Source organism: Alkalimarinus alittae, assembly GCF_026016465.1.
GTDB classification, from domain to species: Bacteria; Pseudomonadota; Gammaproteobacteria; order Pseudomonadales; family Oleiphilaceae; genus Alkalimarinus; species Alkalimarinus alittae.
On sequence record NZ_CP100390.1, the window covers coordinates 534,826 to 551,621 of the forward strand.

The window sequence follows — 16,796 nt, forward strand, 5'->3', positions numbered from 1 at the left end:
GCAATCTTAGAGCAGGTAGGTGTTCACTATAATTAGCTTTTTTTCTTTATACGAGTCAGCGATAAGCCCACAAGACCTAAGCTAAATAGTGCAATAGTCGCTGGTTCAGTCACTGATGCAGCTTTTGCAATGTTTTCGCTTGAAAGCGCTTGCCAGTTAATACCGTCTGTTGTGAATTTTGCACTGCTTGCGCCATTGCAACAGTTTTCTGCCCAGTAAATCTCTAGCGTATGTGCACCTGCCGTCAAGGTGTTATCAAGTACATGCATTACGTCACTGTTATTCCAGTTGTATGCCCACCAAAGATTATCTGTTCTGCTGCTGACTAGTGTATTGTCTAAGTAAAACGCGGCACCGTAACCGGCATCTAAACCTAAATCAAACCCCCAGGAACCCATAGACACCATATCGAAATCAATGGTCATTAGGTTGATGGTATTGTTGCCTGAGCGATATAGGTCGAATGTATCGATATCAGTATGAGTAATGGCTGACGTTTGATTGGTCCATGAAGATACAAAATCAGTATTATCGATAGCGACATCAATACTTCTGCTATCAAGAGTGATCAGGCTCGCGTTAACAGTTGAGCTAAGAACTACAGCCGCGGCAGCTGATAATACTGAGGATACTTTCTTCATAAGTGGATCTCGTTTTATGCTTTAATAAAATAGTTAATATGTGAACTAGCATAACGTATTTAATAAAAATCTAATGCAAACGAATGTAAAATCTGGCTTGGCTAAGGCGTTCTGGGGGGAGGAGAATAGCGTTTGTTTTAAGGTTAAGAGAATCGCAGTTAAGAGCGGCGCCTACAAAAAACATGTTTAGAGGGTGAGGTACGCTATGTGTTCGGTATAACTTCACCGGTATTTGAGTCATAGCGTATGGTGAAAGCGGTGTTCTCTTGATACGTGTAGGTACAGCGGTTAGACCCATTATAGACCGCAAGGTAGTCGCTAGCACCTGAACTGCCTACTTGCTCAGAGTTTGTAGCTAGCACTGCACGCCATACATCAAGGCAATCATCTTGGCTATTTAGCGTTAAGCTTACACCGCGTGTATCGGCGGGCCAGCCTGCTGCATTTACGCTTAAGTCACCGGCAACGATGGGGTCGTTTATCTTAACGAAGTTCAGTACAGCGCCAGGGCTACCTGCGGCATTCCATTGCAGGTGTACATTTTTAACACCTACATTAAAGGCCGCGGCAGTGGCTTCAACAGATGCTCGCTGAGCATCCTCCCCAATATTGGAAAAACGAGGCAAAGCGAATGCGGCCAATATGGCCAGTATGAGAATAACGATGACAAGCTCAATGAGTGTAAACCCGTCAGGGTTAAAGTGTTTGATTGTGAAGTCTTTATTTACCACAGAAAATATATCTCAATTAACGTATTGCTTGCCGTATCTTACCTATATTTTGCATAGAGTCATTTAAAAAATTGTAAAAGGTAGCGAGCTTTATGCGGGGGGGGAATGTTTGGGTTATAACAACTGTGTGGCGCAACAAAAAAGGCGCGTTTGAATCAACGCGCCTTTTTTAGTTTTATGAGTTACGTTTATTAAGCAACCATCTGCTTGATAAAGGTTTCACATGTTTCTTGATCCATATACTTAGGAACAGGATAGTTGTAATGAGCTTCTTTTAGCGCCAATCTTGCGATTTCTGGGATATCTTCAGGCTTTAAGGCTTCTAGTTTCTCAGGAATATTAAACTCTTTAAGCATTGCTCGAATCTTGTCGATAAATTTCTGAGCTAGCTCAGAATTGCTTTCTTTACCGGTTTTAAGACCACTAACGATAGCGAGTTCAGCTAGACGATCATTGATCTCTTCTTTTGAGTAATCCAACACATATGGTAATACTATGGCATTACCTAAACCGTGAGGTGTTGAGTACTTAGCGCCAAAGTTGTGGGAGATGGCATGAACATAACCCAAGCTAGCTTTAGTAAATGCTAGGCCTGCGTAGTATGATGCCAGTGCCATGTTCTGACGTGCTTCAAGGTCGCTGCCTTTTTTAACTGCAGTAGACAGGTTTTCCATAATAAGGCGAGTCGCGGCAATGGCATAACCATCTGTGTCGCTAGACGCATTCTTAGAAATATACGCTTCTACAGCATGTGTTAACGCATCCATACCGGTTGCAGACGTTACAGGTGCTGGTAGACCTGTCATAAGTCCCGCGTCTAGTGCGGCCATCATTGGTACTAATTTAGGATCAATTAAAGGCGTTTTCTGGTGAGTAATTGGGTCAGATACAACCGCTGCAATGGTGACTTCTGAACCTGTTCCTGCTGTAGTAGGGATAGCAAAAAGCGGTGCCGGAGCCGTCCAGACTTTAAACATTCCTGCCAATTTCTTAATTTCACGATTGTTGGTTGCACGTGCTGCGATTACTTTAGCTGCATCAATAGGAGAGCCGCCGCCTACCGCTAAAATAGCTTCACATTTATGCTTGTTATAAATGTTAAGGCCTGTTTCGACTTGGTCGTATGTTGGATCAGGAAGTACGCCGTCGTAGATCGCAAATTCAATGTTGTTTTTAGTTAATCGCGCTTGAATTTTATCGAGCACACCGAGCTTTATTAACATCGCATCAGTAACAATCAGTACTTTTTTAGTACCCATCTGACTAATTGCGTCACAAAGATCGAGAGAAGAGTCTACACCCGTGAATAATGTTGGCTTAGGCATTGGGACGACTTTCGCTGCGAATTTCATCGCCCCCATTAAACCCTGATAACCTTTAACTTGAAGTGAAAATAGCATCGTTAATAACCCTTTTATTGAATCCCTGTGTCTAACTAATGACACAATACCTAGTCTTTGCTGCGCCCTTAAAGTCGTGCAAACGTCTTTTGTAGAGCAATTACTCTAACATGAAAAATAGCTAAAGTCATACTGATCAATTTTAAGTGTAATAAAAACATACTGGATGCAGAAGAGAAAAATGGTTTTTACAGGATTTTTTGTTGGATTCTAGACGGGAGCCTAAAAACTCAACATTTTCAGGTTATGGTGCTGTTTTTTTAGTGGCCAATCTATTGGCCCCGGTTTGGGTGTAGCGGCTCATAATCTTATCTATTTCGTTTGCCTTTTTAAGTGCTTTTATTCGTTTATTTACAAACGTATTAATATCAGTGTTACGTTTATCTGTACTAAAGTAGATCGAGTAAGTTGGAATAATGTCGCCCATGTAGACAAACTGAAAGCATGAGTTGTTGGTTAATTCATTTTTAATATTGAAGCGAATTCTCAGCTCCATTTCAACAAAACCATCGACTCTGTTAAGGGCCGCTAGGTTTATACCTTGTGAGTAATTTTCGACGGGGACAAGGTTGAGTAGGTGACTGTCTTCAAGTTCATTGAGTTCAGGGTGAATAAAGTCTCTTATGATTGCGATGTTTTGATGACTTAGCTCGCTCACAGACTTAATTTGAGCGGGAGGGTTCTTTTTGCACGTTAAATAGGTGTGATTAACAGAAAATAAGGGTTCAGAAACAAAGTCTCCCCACTGGCTTAATGAGTTCCAAGCTTTTGCATCATAGGCTATCCAGTTGTCTAACTGTCCGGATTCCACTATTTTATATAGCCGGTTTAGCGGCAATACATGATATTTTACAGTGTATGGGGAGCCATTAAATACTTCCTTCACTATATCGGTAATAATACCCCCATTACTTTTGCCTTCATGTGTTATCTGAAAAGGGGGAGACTTACCCTCAACGATAAGATAATTCACCTCTTCACTGAACGTATTACTGATATAAGTGCAGGCCATCAGTAAAAATAGTTTCGTTATTATTTTGGTCACGGGTCTATAGTTCTCTGGCAATAATGAAACAGCTATCTTGAGTATAGAAGGAGATAGCCATTATTGTAGCTAATGTGGCCTTTATGGAGAAATGACTACATGAATAGACTGAACCCTGCGACCGTAGCGATTATTTGGATGTTAGGTACGCTGTCATCATTTACGCTGATGGCGATTGCAGGAAGAGAGTTATCTTATACCTTAAGCACCTTTGAAATACTCTTCTTTAGAAGTATTGTGGGGCTGTTGGTTTTGAGTGTGCTTATCAACTATAAAGGTTGGGTATTAATTCGAACTCATAAACTATCGACTCACGTTGTGAGAAATGTTGCTCACTTTGGAGGGCAATTCGGTTGGTTTCTAGGGTTGGCTTATCTTCCCCTATCTGATGTGTTTGCAATCGAGTTTACAGTCCCGATATGGACAGCGATGTTTGCTGTCATTATGTTGGGTGAACGAATGACAAAAGGACGTAGTATCGCGATATTGATGGGCTTTACAGGCATGCTAGTTATTTTGAGGCCTGGGATAGCGTCTATACAACCTGCGTCTTATGCCGTTCTTCTAGGAGCGATTTGCTACAGTCTGGCTTATATCAAAACTAAGTCGTTGGTGGGTACCGATAGCCCGCTTTCTATTCTGTTTTATATGACTATTATTCAGCTGCCTTTGGGGCTATTACCCATACTGCATGAGTTTAGCATGCCATCGTTAGGTGAGTGGCTGCTGATTACAGTTGTTGCCATCTCTGCTTTAACGGCTCATTACTGTATCGCAAGAGCTATGCAATTGGTCGATGCCTCAGTGGTTGTTCCAATGGACTTTATGCGCTTGCCACTAATCGCGTTGGTCGGTTTTTTGTTGTATAGCGAACCACTTGACTGGGCTGTGCTTGTTGGTGGTTGCATTATGTTTTTAGGTAATTATATTAACCTACAAAGCGAGAAACGTAAGTTGTCTAACCGTATGCCTGGTTAAGTACTCGATTTCGAAAATAAAGCAGACACGCCCTAAGTTTGGACTATGCTTATGTGTGGCGTACCAGAGCCCTGTCGAATTATCGGGTTATTGTAGTTCAATAATAAAAAAAGCGAGAATATTTTGAACGTAAATGATAAGCCAGCGTCATCGCCGTATAGCTTTCCTATTCGAATACACCTTTTTGTTGCCATTGTTTCTTTTGTTGTTTTGCTCGGTGTGGCGTTAGGTGTTTTTCATTATCAGAAGATTACGACCTTGATCATTGATGATGCTGAAGTGACCTTTGATCGTATCGCAAAAGACGTCTTATTAAAGTTTGAGTCAGCCTATCATCCTGTAGCGACTACTGTTGATTTACTTTCCTTTTCAGGTCTTTTGAAGGCTTCAAGCTTTGAGCAGCGAGCCGAATATCTTGAGCCTTTAACTAGCGTGCTTCGTACTAAACCTGAACTTCTCAACATGCTAGTGGGGTATGCTAATAGCGAGGCACTGATTGTTCGCCGCATCAATAATGAATCCGAGCGAAACCAATATGGCGCGGCAGTAGATACGGCCTATGTTGTCGATAATATTGAAACAGACTCAGGCGTTGGTATTTTAACGCGGTATTATTACAGTACTGAATTAGTGCAGTTAGGGGTAAGGTCATTAGGGCAGACCACCTACGACCCTCTAGCAAGGAGTTGGTATAAACGGGCTTTGAGTAGTGACTCAACCATTGCCACTGAACCGTACATGTTCTTTTTTTCTGGTTTGGTGGGCATTACGGTTGCGAAATACAATACGGCCAATGACGCGGTAGTAGCGGCTGATATCTCGATTAATAACCTATCTAAGACATTAAAACAAAGCCAAATAACGCAAGGATCACTGCTTTATCTTATTGATAAAGAAGACCGTTTGTTAGCAAGTTCAGAAGGTGGTGACTTTGTACTCAGTAGCTCGCTTGATGACACTCAGCTTAAATCGGTTAAAGAGCTTAATAACACATTGTTGAATAAAGTGATTAGCCGAGGTGCATCACATTATGACAGTGGTGACTTTTTTCAGCTAAAAGAAGATAAATGGCTAGTGGCTGTGCGAGATGTTGATTTAATTGATGATTTTAATCTACGATTAGTCATTCTTGTGCCAACAGAAGAGCTGTTGTTTGAGGCTATCGAGGTCAGACATCAGTCCGTTTTGATTACCATTTTGGTTATTTTTCTGTCGATTCCTGTTGCACTGCTGATCGCCACAAAGATCGCTAACCCATTAAAAATGCTTGCAGAACAGTCATCCCGTGTACGCCGATTTGATTTTAGTAAGCCTACTCAGGTTAAATCCTTTATTCTTGAAATTAGCGATTTGAGTCGTTCAATACAGCTGATGCAAGATACGATTCACAACTTTATCGAAATGATAAATGCGGTTGCTGGCGAAAAAGATTTTGAACGACTATTAGAGAAAATAACCAGTGACACCATGCACGTCAGCTCTGCTTCAGGGGCGATTGTTTACCTCCTTTCGGAAGATGAAACGATGTTGAACCCTTCTTGTTTTATGACGCCAGAGGGTATTGTTAAGACGCGGTTAACGGCGGTGAATAGTGAAGGTGACACGTTATTGCACAAGGCAATTAAAAGCCACCAGAGTGAAGCGTTTACAGTAGATCGGCATGAAAAACCAGAAAACATGAACGCAAACCGAATAAGTGCGATTGAAGTGTTAGATGCAATGGGGGTCAATGAGCTTAAGGTGGTGGTATTCCCGTTGAGAAACAGGCAGCTCGATCATATTGGAATGATTTGCTTGCTGTTTGACCCTCTGACAAACAGTGAAGCATCTGCCGATAAACTCGACTTTGTACAGGCGGTTGCTGGTTTTAGTGCGTTGACGATTGAAAGTAGCCAAATGGTAGAAGCGCAGAAAAATTTATTGGATGCATTTATTAAGTTAATTGCTGGGGCTATTGATGAAAAATCCCCCTATACCGGCGGGCATTGTCAGCGGGTACCTGAGTTAACCCACATGCTTGCTCAAGCCGCGAGTACGAGTGATGATGAACGCTTTTCTGGGTTCAAACTAAAGAAGGCGCAATGGGAGGAGCTTCATATTGCTAGTTGGCTTCATGACTGCGGCAAGGTGACCACGCCTGAATATGTGATCGATAAGTCGACTAAGCTCGAAACAATATATGATCGAATTCATGAAATCAGAATGCGCTTTGAGGTGGCTAAACGAGAAGCTGAACTCAGTTATTGGAAAGCCATAGCCCGTGGCGGCAACGAACAAGCCTTAAAGCCAGCTCTTGAGCGAGCACTTGCCCAGTTGGATGAAGACTTTGTATTTATTGCGGAGTGTAATCAAGGTGGAGAGTTTATGGCGCCAGAGAAGCTAAGCAGGCTGAGACAAATTGCGAAAACAACGTGGACGCGCACACTCGATGATCGTATTGGTTTGTCGTGGGAAGAGTTGCAGCGCAAAGACAGGTCGCCAGTCTCAATGCTTCCGGTTCAAGAAACAATATTGGCTGACCGTGACGATCATATTATAGCGCGCGAGCCGAGTCAGTATGATGACCCCGATAACCCGTGGGGCTTTAGGCTTGATGTGCCAGAAAATAAATTTAATAAAGGCGAGCTTTACAACCTATCTGTAGAGCGAGGTACTCTAACAGCTGAAGAGCGCTTTATTATCAATAATCACATCACTCAAACAATTATAATGCTGAACAAATTGCCGTTTCCAAAGCAGATGAGTGCGGTACCCGAAATTGCAGGTGGCCATCATGAAAAGATGGACGGTACTGGCTACCCAAAGCGGCTTAAGCGAGACGATATGCCTATGAGTGCTCGTATGATGGCCATAGCGGATATATTTGAGGCATTAACGGCATCAGATCGACCGTATAAAAGGCCTAAAACCCTTAGCCAGGCAATTGAGATAATGGGGCATATGAAGAACAATAATCATATCGATGCTGACTTGTTTGAGTTGTTTTTAACGTCGGGAATATATCTGGTGTATGGCGAGAAATACCTGCAACCTGAGCAGATTGATCACGTAGATATATCACGCTACCTTAATGAATAAAGCGGCGATAATATTGATATTATCGCCGCTTTAAAAGCATGCATTAATGATACTGGCGGCTCTTTAACGGGTTAACAGGTTAAGGTGATCAGCTGGTACATCAACGCTTAAATAAGCCAATCCGAGTACGTTAAGATAAGCCATTCGATCAATACTGGTAGGGTCAAGTTTAGGTAACAGTATTTTGTTTTGAGTGTAGAGTGCTTGGATATACTCGATGTACGGGTCGTTACCAGTCAGTAGCATCGTCGCAGCGCCTACATCTGTTTTAACCTTGCTAGCAAGATCTTCAGGCAGCGTAAGCTCGACAACAACGGGTGTTGCATCACTACCAAAGCGAGTTTTACGCAGCTCTGCTTTTTCATTTGCCCAATAGTAAGCCAGCTCTTTGCTTTGTGTTAAAAATATAGGCTCTTTTCGTTCGGTGTAGCTATTGCCTATGGCCGCCATTGTTTGTTTTGCCATCTTATTAAGCTCTGCATCCCCTGAGCCGATTAACCCTTTATCCATAATGCTATCGGTTAAATCTGATGAGGTGCCGTGGTACCAAGTGCCTGTTAATTTAAATCCATCGGCTGACAGCAATTGGGCGGCATCTTGTAAATAGGTTGGAGTTTCAATATTTGTCATAGGGTATCGGGTTCCGAAATAAACAGTCATCAAACGGTTTGTGAATGAGAGGATTATAGCAGTATTGATGCGACTTGTTGACTGCGAAGTATGGGCGAGTTGCGTAACCTCATAAAGAATACTTCAGCTTTTCTCTAAATAAATCACTTAAATAACCATATAAAACCAATAATCGATATCTCTTACTATACTGAAATAGCCAAATGTTTTTGTGGGAGTCCTGACATGATTATCGGTGTACCTAAAGAAATTAAGAATCATGAATACCGTATTGGAATGACACCTGCCGGTGTTAGAGAGCTAGTATGCCTCGGGCATCAGGTATTGGTTCAGCGTGATGGCGGTGCGTCGATCGGATTAACGAATGACCAGTATAGGGCGGCAGGGGCAAGGTTGACCAATACCGCAGAAGAGATTTTTGCGGCGGCTGATATGATCGTAAAAGTTAAAGAGCCGCAAGCTGAAGAGTGTGCGATGTTACGGCCTGAGCAGGTTATTTTTACGTATCTTCACCTTGCTCCAGACCCTGAACAGACAAAACGGCTAATCGATTCAAACGCCGTGGCGATTGCTTATGAAACCGTGACAGATGATCATGGTGCTTTGCCGCTATTAGCCCCCATGAGTGAAGTGGCTGGACGCATGGCAATACAAGCCGGTGCACATACACTTGAAAAAGCGCAAGGTGGTAACGGCACACTGTTGGGCGGTGTGCCAGGGGTAAGCCCCGGAAAGGTAGTGGTTATCGGCGGCGGTGTGGTGGGCGAAAATGCCGCCAGAATGGCGATGGGGTTGGGGGCAGATGTTCTGGTGCTTGACCGCTCTATTGATCGCTTAAAAACGCTCGACAACCTGTACGGCCCACAATTAAAAACCCTCTATTCAACGGTTGAATCTGTTGAAACTTCTGTGTGTGATGCAGACTTAATTATCGGCGCGGTATTGGTGCCAGGTGCTGCAGCGCCTAAGCTCGTTAAACGAGAAACATTAGTCAACATGAGAAGCGGTGCCGTATTGGTAGATGTGGCTATTGATCAGGGAGGGTGCTTTGAGACCAGTAAGCCCACTACGCATCAAGACCCCACCTATAGTGTTGATGGCGTCGTACACTATTGTGTCGCCAATATGCCAGGCGGAGTGGCGAGAACGGCAACCTTCGCGTTAACTAACTCAACATTACCTTTTGTTATTGCCCTTGCCAATAAAGGTTTTCAGCGAGCATTGTCAGAAGATCATCACCTCCGAAATGGGTTAAATATTTATAAAGGCCACGTGACTTGTCGACCTGTCGCAGAGGAGTTGGGCTATGAATATGTCCCCTCATCAGGCGTGATTTGACGCTATTCGTTACATGCACAAAGGCTACGTTTAGCGGTGTTAGTCATTCTTTTTCAGTGTTTAAATACTTATCAAAGATGGCTTGATAACGACCTGTCTTTTTAAGGTGCTCTAGCCCTTCGTTAAAGTCATCTCTGATTTTCTTGTCCCAAAAAACAGGGCGATAATTATTAGGGTTTACGTCTGTAAAGGGGTGAAAGGTTACGTCTTTAATGGTCGTCCCAAGTATTTCAGCTTGACTAGAATAGTATTGAAAAATATTCCTGTCGCTTAAAGCAACGTCTACTTTGCCTGCGTTAAGCATCAACACTTGCGTAAGCTGCTTATTTTGCTCCGTTACTAACTTTGCCTCATAGGGGGCTTTTAGCCATTTGGGATAACGTTTGCTCGCCCCCTGAAATGAAATAATTGAAAGCCCTTTCAGATCTGAAGGCGACTCAAGTTTAAGGTTCCTACTTTTGAGAGAAATAAATACATTGTCGTAGACTACGGCTGAGTTCCCATAGAAAGCCCCAATTAAGGACATATCATGGCCAAGATCTGTCATGGTGGCATCAACGTATCGTTGTTTAAAAACATAGGGGGTACGGGCGAGAGGGAAGTACTTAGGGTGTAATGTGTGGTTGTGAAAGGCCAAGGCTTCACCAATAACCTCTATCTCAATGCCTGAGTCAGACTCAGGGAATGAAAACGGAGGGATAGCTTCTCCAAAAGCCATTTTCACTTCTTCAGCGTAAAGAGCGGGCGAAACGATAAAGCACACAAAATAAACAAACGCTTTCAATGCATTACCCTATAAGTTAATTGTGTTGATTCGTTTAGACTAAATCAATCTGAATAAGGAGGCAGGGAAGGTTGCTGCGTCCTTATTTAATAGACTTTTTAGTGTAGTTTGCTTGCTCATACACGCGAGTTTTATTGATTCTTAACATTGTTTTTTAGGCGTTTAAATCAACAACTGTTCGGCCTTGGATTTTACCCGCCATCATATCCTCTGCTACCTGCTTAATCTCCTCGAGAGACACTACTCTATTAATTTCTGTGAGTGCTGTTTCAGGCAGGTCTTGAGCGAGTCGCTTCCACGCAACTTGTCGTCGTTCATTTGGGCACATCACTGAGTCGACGCCCTGTAAACGCACGTTTCTGAGGATAAATGGCATCACCGTAGTGGGTAATTTATAACCCGCTGCAAGGCCACAAGCGGCAACCGCGCCGTTATAGTCTGTTTCAGCTAAAACACGAGCAAGAATAGCGTCACCTGCTGTATCGACGGCGCCAGCCCAACGCTGTGCTTCTAGCGGTCTGGATGGCTTTAGCATATCCTCTCGAGGGATAATGTCGTTAGCGCCGAGGCTTTTTAAATAGTCGTGCGTTGAGCTACGTCCTGAAACGGCTGTAACGGAATAACCCAGTTTATTGAGGATTGCGACTGCGATACTGCCTACGCCGCCGCCAGCGCCAGTGACCACAATAGGGCCTTTACCGGGGGTGATAAACGCGTCTTCTAATGCCATCACACACAGCATGGCGGTTAAACCAGCAGTACCGATAGCCATGGCTATTTTGCTGTCAATTCCGTTGGGTAGCGGAATCAGCCATTTGGATTGGACTCGCTGAATTTGCGAATAGCCACCCCAATATTGTTCGCCGACACTCCAGCCCGTTAGCAGCACTTTGTCGCCAGGCTTATAGCTATCAGCTTGTGATTCAATGACGGTACCTGTTAGATCTATACCCGGAACCATCGGCCAAGTCCGTACTATTTTGCCAGTGCCTGTAACGGCCATGCTATCTTTATAGTTTACGCTAGAGTAATCAACCGATAACAAAACATCGCCTTCTGGTAGGTCGGCAATGCTGAGTTGCTCGACAGCACTGAGGGTTTTTCCGTCTTCTTGACGAAGAACTAATGCTTTAAATTGATCTGAATTCGCTTGAGTCATTTTAAACCTCTATATTGACTAAACGGGAATGAAACACCGGTGCTATACGGCCAATGAATGATGCCTCAGTCTAGCTTGAAATGTTGATGAGCTAAATGCTTTAGCTAAAAAGAACAGACTATACTTTAGTCGTGCTGACATTTACTGTTACTAGGAATATTTATGAAGAAACGACACGTGTATTCAAAGGTAGATAAGTCATGACGGAACTGAGAGCACAGCTGAGAGACTTTTTATTAAGCTGGTTTGGGCAACATATGCCCGGTAGTGTTTTTTTGTGGTATGACATTCTTGTACTGCTTTGGATAGGGGTATTCGGTTTTGTATTGCACTTTGTCGTTCGAATGGTTGCTAAGAGGTTTCTTAAAGGCCGTTTTTTTTCACCTCGCAATCAGCATCAAGAGAATATAGCAGCCGTACTCGGTGAGCGACTGGTTAAACGGTTGTCATATGTCTTGCAGGGGGTAGTGGTGGTTATTCAGTCTCACCTCTGGGTAGGTGAAGGATCCACCTTCTTGTATGTCCTTGAGTTAGTGGCTAATCAATGGATCATTCTGTTTGCGTTACTTTCGTTATTTACGTTGCTGGATATCTTCCAAGCGGCCTCTGATAGGCGTTCTAACCGGGCTCATTTCCCATTAAGGGGGCTGATACAAACCGTTAAATTGTCAGCGAGTGTGTTAACCGGGATTCTTGCTATATCACTGCTTATGGGTAAATCACCACTTATTTTACTCAGCGGTTTAGGTGCGTTGTCTGCCGTTTTATTGTTGGTATTTAAAGACCCTATTTTAGGCTTAGTGGCGGGTATTCAGTTATCGGCAAACAATATGCTATCGGTCGGTGATTGGCTTGAAATGCCCAAGTATGGTGCCGATGGCGATGTAATTGATATTGCCCTTACGACGGTTAAAGTTAGAAATTGGGATAAGACAATTACCACCATACCTACCTACGCACTTATCTCTGACTCATTTAAAAACTGGCGAGGGATGTCAGAGTCTGGAGGGCGTAGAATAAAACGCAGTATTCACTTAGAAATGAACAGTGTTTGCTTTTTGAATGAGCAGCAGCTTGCAGAGCTTCAAAAAGCAGACCTTTTAAGCGACTACATTAGCCGTAAATTATCGGCTATTAATAAAGAAAACACTGAGAAAAAGACCGATATGAGCGTGATGCTGAATGGGCGCAGACTGACAAATGTGGGTACTTTTAGGCAGTACTTAGTGTCACTGTTAAAACAGCACCCTCATATTCATCAAGGTATGACATTAATCGTCAGGCAGCTTGAACCGAGCAGTAATGGCTTGCCTATTCAAATATATGCGTTCACCAACACGACAAACTGGAATCATTATGAGGATATTCAATCGGATATTTTTGATCACATCTTAGCCATTATTCCTATTTTTGGATTAAGAGCTCACGAATCTCCGACTGGTAATGACATCCGCCTACTGACTAATCACCAATAAAAAAGGTATGGCTTAGTGACAGAACTGCTCGGATTATTAGGTGTTGTGATCTCCCTTTTTGCATTTATTGCGCCGGTTTACTATGCAAAAAAAAGTGATGGCTACTCGACACGCCTGAACACGCTGAGCGAGCTAGGTGCAACCGGCAGTCGGTATCAGAAAGCGGTATCGCGTTATTATTTTTTGCCGTTGGGCGTCGCCATAATTTTATTTTTGGTACTGAGCCAGGCTACGGTCACGTTTCTTACGCAAAGCTATTTGGCGTGGGCCTTATTGGGGTTAGTGGGGGTGGGGTACTTAGTGGCAGCCTTGTTCCCTTGTGATCCAGGTTCACCCATAGGCGGTACGGCGAGTAATAAACTGCATAATACAGCAGGCGTATTGGAGTATTTGGGGGCAGGTTTAGGGTTGATCTTGATGGGGGTATCGCCAGAGCAACCGGTTATGTTGCCTCAGATGAACCTCTATTTAATCCTAAGTGGTTCGGTGATACTGTTGAGTCTTATGATGCTAATACTACCGTCATTTTATCGCATTAGAGGGCTGGTTCAGCGGTTCGCAGAAGCGAGTTTTTTTATCTGGATGATGACCGTGTCGCTTTTATTACTGTTGATTGATCGCTAACCATGCACGATAGGCAGTTTATGACTAGGCTTAGATGATGTGACGAACGCTTAAAAATACAAAAATAAGAATTAAATTAAGACGAGGAAAATCATGGAAGCGAAAGATGTTCATAACATCGAAGATGCGCGCGAGTTAATTGAAGAGCGAGGGTTGAGTCACATCAAGGTCGGTGTGTTCGATATTGATGGCGTGATGCGCGGCAAATATATGTCGAAAGAAAAGTTTCTATCGTCTTTAGAGCGTGGCTTTGGGTTTTGCGATGTGGTGTTAGGTTGGGATGTCTGTGACCAGCTTTATGACAATGTAAAATACACCGGTTGGCATACGGGTTACCCTGACGCAACCGTTAGAATTATCCCCGACAGTTGCCGTGATCTGCCACTGGAAAATAACGGTTTATTATTTCTTGCCGAGTTCGTAGGCGAAGCGGAAGCGATATGCCCTCGCGGGGTTCTGCGAAATGTGATTAAAAAAGCCAAAGCCTTGGGGATGCAAATAGAAACGGGCTTTGAGTATGAGTTTTTTGTTTTCAACGAAACCCCTGAAAGTATCCGCGAAAAACGTTATCAATCACTTAAACCTCTTGGGCCAGCAGAGTTTGGCTATTCGATGATCCGTAACAGTGTTGAATCTCAAACCTATGAGAACTTACTTCAGCTTTGCGAGCAGATGGATATGCCGATTGAAGGTTTGCACGAAGAAACAGGGCCCGGCGTACTCGAAGCTGCGCTTGCCCACGATGATGCCTTAGCCTCTGCCGATAAAGCCGCACTGTTTAAAACATACACTAAAATTGCCATGCAAAAAGAAGGCAAAATGGCGACCTTTATGGCTAAGTGGTCGCCAGATTACCCGGGGCAGAGTGGTCATATTCACCTATCGGTGAGAGACCTAAGCGGTGCGCCGATGTTTTATGACGAGAATAAGCCCGACAATATTAGCGACACCATGCGACATTTTTATGCTGGCCAGCAAAAATTGATGCCTGAATTGTTAGCCATGATCGCCCCGACTATTAATGCCTATCGACGTTTAATTCCTGGTTTTTGGGCCCCGACTGAAGCGAGTGCAGGCGTTGATAATCGAACGTGCGCTATTCGTCTTATTACTGGGTCTGAGCATGCTCAGCGTATTGAATACCGTATAGGTGCCGCTGATGCCAACCCTTATATTATTCAAGCCGCGGTTATTGCGTCCGGCTTGTGGGGGGTTGAAAATCGAGCAGAACCTGAGCCTTTAGTCGAGGGGAGTGCTTACGAACATCGCTTTCCAAATTACTTACAACTCCCTTACACCTTATGGGATGCAGCGCAAAGGCTTAAAAAATCACAGATAGCACGACACTATTTTGGTGATGTGTTTGTTGAACACTTTTCTGCCACCCGAGAGTGGGAAGAACGAGAGTTTAGAAAGCATATTTCCGATTGGGAGTTAGATCGCTATTTTGAAATTATTTAGACCGCTACAAGACAGGATGAGCATATGAATATCACATTGCATTCTCCCATTGATGGCCGCGAGGTTGCTGAACGAACATTAGCATCGGCTGAACAAATCTCAGCAGCGGTCGATCAGGCGACTAGCGCACAGCAGAGATGGAAGCGAGTGGCGCTAAGCGAACGGGCTGAAATCTGTCATAAAGCCATTGATTACTTTATACAGAACCAAGAGAGTATTGCGCACGAAATCACGCTTCAGATGGGGCGGCCTATTCAGTATGCTGCTGGAGAGGTAAAGGGCGTTGAAGAGCGTGGCCGCTATATGATTGATGTTGCGGAATTTGCTTTAGCCGATCAATTAGTCGAAGAGAATAACAGCTTTAATCGATTTATTCGTCACGAACCATTAGGTGTTGTCGTCACCATTGCGCCTTGGAACTACCCCTATTTGACGGCAGTTAACTCTATTATTCCGGCTATTATGGCGGGAAACACTGTGGTGCTTAAACACTCTAATCAAACCTTTTTGTGTGCCGAGAGGTTTGCTGAAGCGTTCCAGTATGCCGGGCTGCCTGAGGGGGTATTTCAATATCTTCATTTAGATCATGAAAGCACTTCAGCGCTGATCAACCATGAGGGTGTTGATTTTGTGTCGTTTACTGGATCAGTCTCTGGAGGTAAAAAAATCGAGAAAAGTCTGGCGGGTTCTTTCAAGGGCTTGGCATTAGAGCTCGGTGGTAAAGACCCTGCTTATATTAGAGAAGATGCAAACCTTGCTCATGCGATAGAAGGGGTGCTGGATGGCGCCTTTTTTAACTCAGGCCAATCTTGCTGCGGTATCGAACGCGTGTATGTACATGCGTCGCTCTATGAGCGATTTGTAACCGGTGCGATTAACCAAGTTTATGAACACACGCTAGGTAACCCGCTCGTACAAGAAACCACTCTAGGCCCGATGGTCAGTGCAGCTGCAGCCGAAGCCGTACAACAGCAAATTGAAGATGCGATTGCCCAAGGCGCGATCGCGGGGATTGACCAGCATTATTTTGAACGACCTGAAGACGGGGCAGCATATATGCCACCTCAAATACTGACGCATGTTAATCACCAAATGAGGGTGATGACCGAGGAGAGTTTTGGGCCGGTTATTGGTGTGATGTCTGTCGCGAATGATGAGGAAGCGATCAGGCTGATGAATGATAGTCAGTATGGATTAACCGCCTCTATTTGGACTGAAGATGAAGAGCAAGCCTTAGTGATAGGTGATCAGCTTGAAACCGGCACGGTGTTTATGAACCGTTGTGACTATCTTGACCCTGCCTTACCTTGGTCGGGCGTTAAGCAGTCTGGTCGAGGTTGTGCATTGTCTGCATTAGGTTATCAGCAGCTAACGCGTCCTAAGTCATTCCATTTAAGACGTATTTAATCAATACTTGAAAGATAATAAGAACAGGCAATAAGTGAGAGTATT

At 43.8% G+C, this 16,796-nt stretch carries 14 protein-coding genes; 7 read left to right on the forward strand and 7 right to left on the reverse strand.

What is annotated here, in order from left to right; translation table 11 throughout:
* Window positions 1–32: 32 nt before the first annotated feature.
* From NKI27_RS02330 to NKI27_RS02345, 4 genes are all read right to left on the reverse strand, one after another.
* Window positions 33–641, reverse strand: coding sequence for a CCXG family PEP-CTERM protein (locus NKI27_RS02330; protein WP_265048093.1), 609 nt, complete (start codon window positions 639–641; stop codon window positions 33–35).
* Between the two features lie 203 nt (window positions 642–844).
* Window positions 845–1,372 (reverse strand): type II secretion system protein, encoded by a 528-nt coding sequence (locus NKI27_RS19320; protein ID WP_320109443.1) that lies wholly within the window; start codon window positions 1,370–1,372, stop codon window positions 845–847.
* Between the two features lie 191 nt (window positions 1,373–1,563).
* Window positions 1,564–2,772, reverse strand: coding sequence for an iron-containing alcohol dehydrogenase (locus NKI27_RS02340; RefSeq protein WP_265048094.1), 1,209 nt, complete (start codon window positions 2,770–2,772; stop codon window positions 1,564–1,566).
* Window positions 2,773–3,016: 244 nt separating this feature from the next.
* Window positions 3,017–3,817 carry a substrate-binding periplasmic protein gene (locus tag NKI27_RS02345; RefSeq protein ID WP_265048095.1) on the reverse strand — a complete coding sequence of 267 codons (801 nt, stop codon included), beginning with the start codon at window positions 3,815–3,817 and terminating at the stop codon, window positions 3,017–3,019.
* A gap of 99 nt (window positions 3,818–3,916) precedes the next feature.
* On the opposite strand from NKI27_RS02345, the gene NKI27_RS02350 reads away from it, so the two are divergent.
* Window positions 3,917–4,795 carry a DMT family transporter gene (locus NKI27_RS02350; protein ID WP_265048096.1) on the forward strand — a complete coding sequence of 293 codons (879 nt, stop codon included), beginning with the start codon at window positions 3,917–3,919 and terminating at the stop codon, window positions 4,793–4,795.
* 123 nt (window positions 4,796–4,918) lie between these two features.
* On the forward strand, window positions 4,919–7,873 hold the full coding sequence (locus NKI27_RS02355; RefSeq protein WP_265048097.1) for an HD domain-containing phosphohydrolase: 2,955 nt from the start codon (window positions 4,919–4,921) through the stop codon (window positions 7,871–7,873).
* Window positions 7,874–7,936: 63 nt separating this feature from the next.
* Here NKI27_RS02355 and NKI27_RS02360 read toward each other — a convergent pair whose 3' ends face one another.
* Window positions 7,937–8,503: a hypothetical protein gene (locus NKI27_RS02360; RefSeq protein WP_265048098.1), complete on the reverse strand. Its 567-nt coding sequence runs from the start codon at window positions 8,501–8,503 to the stop codon at window positions 7,937–7,939.
* Between the two features lie 225 nt (window positions 8,504–8,728).
* On the opposite strand from NKI27_RS02360, the gene ald reads away from it, so the two are divergent.
* Window positions 8,729–9,841 (forward strand): alanine dehydrogenase, encoded by a 1,113-nt coding sequence (gene ald, locus NKI27_RS02365; protein ID WP_265048099.1) that lies wholly within the window; start codon window positions 8,729–8,731, stop codon window positions 9,839–9,841.
* 43 nt (window positions 9,842–9,884) lie between these two features.
* Here the strand turns inward: ald and NKI27_RS02370 are convergent, their stop codons facing one another.
* Together NKI27_RS02370 and NKI27_RS02375 are read right to left on the reverse strand one after the other, a co-directional pair.
* Window positions 9,885–10,625, reverse strand: coding sequence for a substrate-binding periplasmic protein (locus NKI27_RS02370; RefSeq protein WP_265048100.1), 741 nt, complete (start codon window positions 10,623–10,625; stop codon window positions 9,885–9,887).
* A gap of 154 nt (window positions 10,626–10,779) precedes the next feature.
* On the reverse strand, window positions 10,780–11,784 hold the full coding sequence (locus tag NKI27_RS02375) for an MDR family oxidoreductase (protein ID WP_265048101.1): 1,005 nt from the start codon (window positions 11,782–11,784) through the stop codon (window positions 10,780–10,782).
* 200 nt (window positions 11,785–11,984) lie between these two features.
* Between NKI27_RS02375 and NKI27_RS02380 the strand changes: the two genes are divergently transcribed.
* The 4 genes from NKI27_RS02380 to NKI27_RS02395 all read left to right on the forward strand — a co-directional run bounded on the left by NKI27_RS02380 (window position 11,985) and on the right by NKI27_RS02395 (window position 16,751).
* The gene (locus tag NKI27_RS02380; protein ID WP_265048102.1) at window positions 11,985–13,259 is read left to right on the forward strand and encodes a mechanosensitive ion channel family protein; all 1,275 of its coding nucleotides are present in this window, start codon (window positions 11,985–11,987) and stop codon (window positions 13,257–13,259) included.
* A gap of 15 nt (window positions 13,260–13,274) precedes the next feature.
* On the forward strand, window positions 13,275–13,883 hold the full coding sequence (locus NKI27_RS02385) for a DUF998 domain-containing protein (protein WP_265048103.1): 609 nt from the start codon (window positions 13,275–13,277) through the stop codon (window positions 13,881–13,883).
* A gap of 93 nt (window positions 13,884–13,976) precedes the next feature.
* Window positions 13,977–15,344, forward strand: coding sequence for a glutamine synthetase family protein (locus NKI27_RS02390; RefSeq protein ID WP_265048104.1), 1,368 nt, complete (start codon window positions 13,977–13,979; stop codon window positions 15,342–15,344).
* A gap of 24 nt (window positions 15,345–15,368) precedes the next feature.
* Entirely contained in the window at window positions 15,369–16,751 is a 1,383-nt protein-coding gene (locus tag NKI27_RS02395; RefSeq protein WP_265048105.1) for an aldehyde dehydrogenase family protein, read from the forward strand.
* Window positions 16,752–16,796: the final 45 nt, after the last annotated feature.